Annotated in this window: 4 protein-coding genes and 1 pseudogene; all 5 read left to right on the top strand. The window is 60.4% G+C overall.

Annotation, left to right across the window (positions count from 1 at the left end):
* A pseudogene (locus ACH2EH_RS25930) lies at positions 1-434 on the top strand (hypothetical protein); the annotation flags it as partial.
* Positions 435-467: 33 nt separating this feature from the next.
* On the top strand, positions 468-2948 hold the full coding sequence (locus tag ACH2EH_RS25925; RefSeq protein WP_395146320.1) for a PQQ-binding-like beta-propeller repeat protein: 2481 nt from the start codon (positions 468-470) through the stop codon (positions 2946-2948).
* Between the two features lie 17 nt (positions 2949-2965).
* Positions 2966-4282, top strand: a complete 1317-nt coding sequence (locus ACH2EH_RS25920; RefSeq protein WP_395146319.1) for a glucose-6-phosphate isomerase — start codon at positions 2966-2968, stop codon at positions 4280-4282.
* A gap of 69 nt (positions 4283-4351) precedes the next feature.
* On the top strand, positions 4352-4915 hold the full coding sequence (locus ACH2EH_RS25915) for an RNA polymerase sigma factor (RefSeq protein ID WP_395146318.1): 564 nt from the start codon (positions 4352-4354) through the stop codon (positions 4913-4915).
* A partial coding sequence (locus ACH2EH_RS25910) for an ankyrin repeat domain-containing protein (RefSeq protein WP_395146317.1) occupies positions 4905-7425 on the top strand: 2521 nt, incomplete at its 3' end. The genes ACH2EH_RS25915 and ACH2EH_RS25910, both read left to right, overlap by 11 nt.

Below are 7425 nucleotides of genomic sequence, written 5' to 3'. Positions count from 1 at the left end.
CCGCACTGCTCTCGCCGCAGCTCTGGACGGCAGATGGCCTCGCCACGGAGTCGGGCGACACGGTCTTCTGGGACCGATCAACGCTCTACGCGCTACGGGGCCTCTTTGTCGCCGGAGCCACGGAGACGGCGCTTGAAAAGCTCACGGCCTACACGCGGCGGCGCTTGCTCGGTGAGCACGTCCCCTACGCCATCGAGGCCCACCCCGAGGGCGGCCAGGCGCATCTTTCCGCCGAGAGCGCCCTCTACTGCCGCATCTTCACCGAAGGGCTCTTTGGCATCGTCCCACGGGGCCTAGACCGCTTCGATGTCAACCCGCGCCTCCCCGACGGCTGGAACGAGATGTCTCTCACGCTGGAGGGATTCGGCGGACACTGGGAGATTGTGGTTAAACGAACTTCAGAGGGGGTAAAGACCGAGCTTACCCGCTCCTAACGCTGACTTTTAGAATTTTCAGAGAGGTGCTCTATGCGTTTCTGGTCAATCGTCGTGGCGATTCTTTTGCTCTGCGACACTCGCCCTGCAGGCGCACAGTCCCTCGTCGCCCCGCCGTTTGTGCGCCAGTGGACCCAGTTTATCGGCGATGGTGCTTCTGTCATTGCGGTTGAGAAGGGAACACTCTACTACCAATCCTGGCAAGAGGTCGGTGCCATCGACCTTGCGACCGGGGCGAAGAAGTGGAGTAGCTTCGCCAAACAAAAGGTTGATTCTATCTGCTTTCGCACGGGCACCCTCTACGCGCTGGTTGAGGGAAATGCCCTCTATGCCATCAACGCAGGTACGGGCAACCCCCGGCTCCTACAGCGTTTTCCGCAGGGGATCCGTCGCTTTACCCAAGACCCAGACCAGCTCTATGTGCTCGATGAGCGTGGGGTACTCCATGCGCTCTCCCCTCGCACTGGCCAGGTTCTCTGGAGCACGGTGCTTGTGTCGTCACCAAAGCCGGATACCGTTAGCGTCGTGCTTGCCGCCACGCGCGAGGGGGTCTATGTGGGGATTGATGCGAAGGGAAAGCGGGGAGAGGAGCTCGGTATCGCCCCCGAGAGCGGTAAGGTTCTCTGGCGACGCAAGGACTCTTCCTCGGCCCGCTCTAGCCCCACCGTTATCGATAACGATGTGCTTTTCTACGGGGAAAAGCCACGTCGCATCAACGCACGCACCGGGAAAACGGTCTGGACCTCCCGAGACTACCTCTATCAGGCGACGATGAGTGGCAATGTCTTGGTCGTTAGTGGGTGGAACGCCACGGAAGGCTACGATCTAGCGACCGGCAAGCGGCTCTGGAAGAGCCCAGTTCCCTATGGCGACATCCTAGACAGCTGTAGCGATGGGCAAAGTGTGCTGCTTCACACCCTCAACGAAGGCCCTAAGCCGTATGGTCAGCCGCTCGTGGACGGTACCTACTGTCTCTCGCAGGACGGCAAGCTTCTCTGGCAAGCCGACAAGCCCTTCACCGGAGCCCCGATCTACGCCGACCAGAGCCATATCGTCACCTTCGACCAGAACGAGAACCGCCTCTTGGGCTACATCCCTGGTGCGCTTCCCCGGCTTCCTGCAACGGAGGCGGGTAAAAAAGCCCTCGCCGAGTGGCTGGTCGCCCAGTTTGAGAATCTGGATGAGGCCGAGCGCCAGTTGCTGGAGAAGCTCAAGCCCTACAGCACGCGGGCATTTCTATCTCGATACCAGGAGTTAGCAAAGCGCCGCATCCACAATCAGGACGCCTACCTGTTTGCGTTCTGCGAAAAAGGGAACACGGCGGCACTGCTGGAAATCTGGAAGCAGGGCGGGGGTGAGGGTGTGGTGCGTACCTTGCAAGCCAAGGGCGACCCTGCGGCCTACATCCCGACCTTCGTCCAGAACCTCCGCGACCAAAAGAGCAGTAGCAGTGCCCTCCTCTCTGCCATTTCCCACTCGTCGCACCCAGACGCCGTTGCCTTTCTTCTCGATGCCTTGCGTGATCCCAAAGCCCCGGCGGAGTGGCGTGCGGCGGCCTTTGAGCACCTTGCCGGAACCGGCGGCGCGGAGGGTGTGGCGGCCATCCGCGCAGTGCGGTCGTCGTTGAAACAGCCCAGCCCGCGCAAGCCCTGGTTCGCGAGCTTTGATCTTGAAAGCCTCCCCAAAAAAGCGGTCCAAAAGGACGCGAAGGGCCGCACTTGGGCGCTCTTCCAGACCGATATTCTGGGCAATTCCGGCGATTGTTTTATTGTTGAAAAGAAGGCAGAGGGCTGGGGAACTCCTGTCTTCACGGGTGTCTGGACCGGGAACACGATGCGGGACAATGCTCCGGAGACCTTTCGCGGCATCCGCACCGAAAAACTCATGGCGACAGAGTGGATCAAGATATTTCCCGATGATCCCACGCTCCGCAAAGATACCGATGGCGATGGCCTGACGGACCTCGTGGAGGCGCGGCGCGGCACCAATCCTAACAAAGCCGACACAGATGGTGATGGCCTCAGCGATGCGGTCGATCCCTGCCCCACAGCCGCTCCTCGCCCCTTGGGAGACACAGAAAAGATACTTGCTGCCTGTGTCGAGGCGCGCTTTTTTGATCAAAATTCGGAGCGCCCTCTGATCCTCTTCGCGCCCGGCGTGGCTCCCTTTGAGTTCGATAGTAATCGTGGCTACCTTCTCTGGAAGCAACTAAGGAAACGGGTTCCGCGTGCGACGCGTCCCGGTGGAGGATTTGACGAAGACGACGGTCTTTGTTTTCGTCATCTCAACCGGCTCAAATCGCCCAAAGAACAGCCCATCACGTTTGGTTCCGATGGCCAAACGGCGCGAGTTGCCCTCGCCCCTGAAAACACCGGCTGGTGCGGTACCTTTAGCGGGGGAGAAGCTTTCTCCCTCCGGAAAATCGACGGTGACTGGTTTGTGGTGGATCGGATCGTGCTGAACGTGCTGGGCGAGCCGATGAAGCGCTACTACCCCGGCGAGCCGATGTGGTGAGGTATCATAGGCGCACTATGCTTTCACTCGACGCTGCCTTTTTGGCACCCCATGTCACCCCTGAGCTGGTCGCCCAACAGACCGACCGGCTCGCGCTTGCCCATGCCACCCTGACAGGTGGCTCGGGCGCGGGCTCGGACTTTCTGGGCTGGCTTGATCCCGCCGCCATGGCCGACGATACCCTGCTCGACGAGATCGAGACCATCGCCGCTGACCTGCGAGCCCGCACCGATGTGCTCGTTTCCGTGGGAATCGGGGGCTCGTATCTGGGGGCGCGTGCCGTGATCGAGGCGCTCTCGGATAGTGTGGATCGCCCCGTGCTCTTTGCCGGTCAGAACCTCTCGGCCCGCTACCACACCGAGCTACTGGCGCGGGTGAAGGGCAAGAAGCTGGCGGTCAATGCGATTAGCAAGTCCGGCACCACCACCGAGCCTGCGGTCGCGTTTCGTATTCTGCGTGCGCTCGCCGAGCCGGGCTGCATTGTGGCGACGACGGATAAAAACAAAGGGGCACTGCGCAAAGTGGCGGGCGGGGCGGGCTGGCGGACGCTTCCCATTGAGGACAGTATCGGGGGGCGCTACTCCGTGCTCTCGCCGGTCGGGCTGCTGCCCCTCGCCTACGCCGGAATTGACATTCGCGAGCTGCAGCGCGGCGCTATTGCCTGTGCTCGGGCTAGTGTGGAGCCTGATCCCAAGAAAAACCCCGTGCTCTTCTACGCCGCCGCGCGCAATTTACTCTACCAGCAGGGCTTTCTGATTGAGGCGCTCGCAAGTTTTGAGCCGCGCCTGCACTATGTTTTGGAGTGGTGGAAGCAACTCTTTGGCGAGAGCGAGGGCAAGAACCACATGGCCCTCTACCCATCGTCGGTGGAGTTCACCACGGATCTGCACTCGATGGGGCAGTACTTCCAGGAAGGCCGCCGCAGCCTCATAGAGACCTTCCTGATTATCGAGGATGGGGAGCCGTCGCTCACGCTGCCCGAGGGCGATAACGCCGACGAGCTAGGCTATCTGGTCGGCCAGGAACTGACGGCGATCAACCACGCCGCCTACCAGGCAACGGCGCTCGCGCATAGAGAGGGCGGTGTGCCTAGCCTCACGATTCGTCTGCCCAAGCTCGATGCCTATCACTTAGGTTTCTTGCTCTACTTCTTCGAGCGTGCCTGCGGCATCAGTGGCTATTTATTGGGTGTCAATCCCTTTGATCAACCCGGCGTCGAGGCATACAAGCTGAATATGTTCGGTCTGCTCGGCAAGCCCGGTGCAAAGATATCGCAAGAGGAACTCAAGGCCAAAGTGGGGGCAGCGGGCGACGACACAATTGTGGGCTTCTGATAAAACAAAAAATAAATCTTTCTTCCTCCTGAGTGTTTTCTCCCTCCGTTATGCTCTAATATCCTGACAATGACACTCTGGTGGCTACGGCGGCCCGGGACGGTGGCTTCTCTCTCGGACCGTGACTTGCTAAACCGAGCACGCTCGGGGAACTCTGAGGCGATCCGGGCCTTGCTGACGCCTCACGAGCCGTTACTCTTCCGTCTCTGCCTGGCAATTCTAGGCAACCGGGCTGATGCAGAAGACGCAGCACAAGAAACGCTTCTGGCAGCAATCCGGGCACTCCCCAAGTTCCGTGGCGACGCGCAGCTCTCAACCTGGCTGGTGCGGATCGCTCGCAATATCTGCACCAAGCGCCGTCCGGCAGCACTCTCGCTCGACGATGCCGCCCTCTCGGTGGCAGGCCCTGAAGATGCCGCATTGGAGCGGGTGGTTCTGCAGGAGGCGCTTGCGCACCTCACCGAGCTCCAGCGCACGTGTCTGGTGCTACAAGCCGTGGAGGGCTGGAGCATCGCCGAGATCGCCCAGAGCCTGAGTGTCACGCAAAAAAAAGTCGAGAACGAGCTGTATCGTGCCCGGAAGGCGCTGGCTCGTTGGGAGGAAAGCACGAGTGGAAACGAAGATGGAAACTAAATGGACCACAGCGATTCAAAACATGCCGCAGCCTGAGCCCGGCACTCTGACGGAGCGTGCGCTGCCGCAAGCGCCCCAAAAAGCGCACCGTGGCTTGCGTCCCTACGCCTACGGAAGCCTTGCCCTAGCCGCGACACTGCCCGTCGCGTTCTTGCTCTTGCCAAAGCCGAGCACACAACCTGAACCTGACCCCCCTGTTGCTCTTAGGTTCGCAAAGCAGTCACTTAGCCTTCAAAAGCGACCATCCGAAGAAGTACGAGCCGTCTTGCAACCAAAGGTGGCACTTTCTTACCAAACGCCCCTGCCAAAGCAAAACACGACGCAGAAATTCTCTCTGTCGGTCACGCCGAATAAAGAGAAAGCCACGCTCCCTCGCTCTCGCCCTCTGGCAGAGTCCAAAACCACGACCTATGAATTCCAAGAACGAGCAGTTCTGAAAGAGAGTGCCCAGGCAAACGAGGAGCTTCTTTTGAGACTGGCACGCGGCGGCGTTGCTTCGCGAGGTTTAAGTGTATCCTCGCTATCGTCCGGGTCCAAAGCACGTGGAACTCAGGTTGGGCTTGTCGTGAACGAGCGGCTCGCCGAGATTGAGGGGACTTTGTTGACACCACTGCCGAATGCTCCCACTTACGAAAACCCCAAGCTCAAAACAACCCTTTTGCGCCAGTCCGATGGCAGTGTTGAGGGCACGCTGGTTTTGGCGACGCCCACACGCGGCGGGCTTATCCCCAAAGCCTACTTGGTATATATTGCCGCTTTCGATGCCAAGGGGACGCTGGTCTCCACGGCGCAAACCGAGCTGCCAGGCGTGGGTGGAACAGCGACGGTGAAGTTCGGCCTTGCCCCGACCGCTCAGCACTACCAGCTGGCGCTCTTTGCCAAACCAAATCCGCCCCAAGATGAGCTGATCGTTGCGGGCTATCTCGTGCGGCACTTCGAAGGGAAAGTACCCCTGCCCCTGACCGGAACCTACGGTGAGAACACCTTCAACTTAGTAACATTCAGCGAGCCGCACTTTATGCAGAGCAACTACTACAAAACAGTGTCCGCCAATCTCACGGTCTCCGTGGCGAGCCTGAGTGATGCGGCGGGCTACACGGTGCATGGGGCACTCTTTGATGAGAAGGGGGCGCTCCTCTCGACGGATCAAGCGCCGCTCAAGCCGCTGACGCTTACCGTGGGCACCCCACTGCAGGCACAGCACAGCCAGACGATTGGGCTTGGCTTTGGCGTCACCGGCCAGAGTGCCACCCGCTACCAGCTTGCCGTCACCGCCCCAAAGCCCACTCCCTCGAACGTCCGGCTGGGAGAGTACCGGGTTGCTCAGGCGGTCCCCGAAAATCTGACACGTGGTCAATGGGCTGCCCTGGCACCCGAGCCGCAGACCGCTCGGGGTGGGATAGCACTCGGCCGTAACCCCTTTAACCTGAACTTGAACCTTTCCTCCCTAAGTACGCTCTCGGAAATACCTTCCGAGGCCCCTGATGCGAGCATGATCGTGGCTTCAGTCAAGACTGAGGAGAATGGCTCGCTGTTGCTCCTTCCGCCTCCCTGCCCCAATTCGATGGAGGAGATTTTCAAGAATCCAAAGCTCCGTGATTACACCCAGATCAAGCTCGCATCTTCCGTGGTAGCGGCGCTGAAGACCAAGGGCATCACCGAGTTTGTTGGCAAGTCCGTTCAGGCCAGCGGCAAGAGTGAGAGTAGCCTCTATCTTGCACGTCCTGCCTTTGAAGTGACGACGGTTACGGTCGAAAAAGCCGAGGACGTTCAGGTGGGCCTGCCACTCTTTAAGTTCCTCTTGACCGACCCGCCAAAGCCGATTCAGGTTCGCCTCCCCATTACCCTGACCGCACCGGAACCGTCGCAGACGCTAAAGCTTATCGAGCCTCTCCAGGCGTTGTTCTACCTCCAGCAGCTTCGCGCGGCAAAAGACCATCAGGCGCGCTACGAGCTTCTGATCAGCCCGGAGTTCAACGAGACTCTCTTGGCGGCGGCGCAGCGCGGCGACGAAGCGACGGTGATCGAGCTGGTGCAGTGGTCGTGGTTTGGCGGGCCGAGTGAGGCAATAAAAGGCGGCAACACGGGCCTGCACCGCACCTATCGCCCGGAGATCGCCGAGCTTCTGATCAAGCACAAAGCCCCCATCGAGGCCAAAAACAACGACGGCGAGACGCCGCTAATTGCCCAGACGCGGCAGGCAGACCGCTGGCTGGGGCGATTGGGCGTGGTGCAAGCGCTGCTGCGTGCGGGAGCCAATCCCAACGCCACCGACAACCACGGGCGCACCCCGCTGATGTGGGCGGCCAAGAGCGGCGTGCCGGACTTCGTGGAGGCGCTGCTCAAGAACGGTGCGAACCCGAAACTTAAAGACAAAGACGGCAAGACGGCCCGCGACTATATCGCCGCCTGGCAGTGGGGCAACACGCCAGGGTTCCTCACTATCGAGAGAGCCGCACAGCTCCAGCACGACGCCGAAGCCGACCGGGCACGTGTGGGAAAACTCCTTG

It is taken from the genome of Armatimonas sp. (assembly GCF_043760365.1).
Taxonomy (GTDB): domain Bacteria; phylum Armatimonadota; class Armatimonadia; order Armatimonadales; family Armatimonadaceae; genus Armatimonas.
This window is presented reverse-complemented; position numbering and strand designations above follow the sequence as displayed.

Bases quoted from the DNA above. Each gene is read 5' to 3' on its own strand.
- ACH2EH_RS25925 (WP_395146320.1), top strand. From the start codon at position 468: ATGCGTTTCTGGTCAATCGTCGTGGCGATTCTTTTGCTCTGCGACACT.
- ACH2EH_RS25915 (WP_395146318.1), top strand. From the start codon at position 4,352: ATGACACTCTGGTGGCTACGGCGGCCCGGGACGGTGGCTTCTCTCTCG.
- ACH2EH_RS25920 (WP_395146319.1), top strand. From the start codon at position 2,966: ATGCTTTCACTCGACGCTGCCTTTTTGGCACCCCATGTCACCCCTGAG.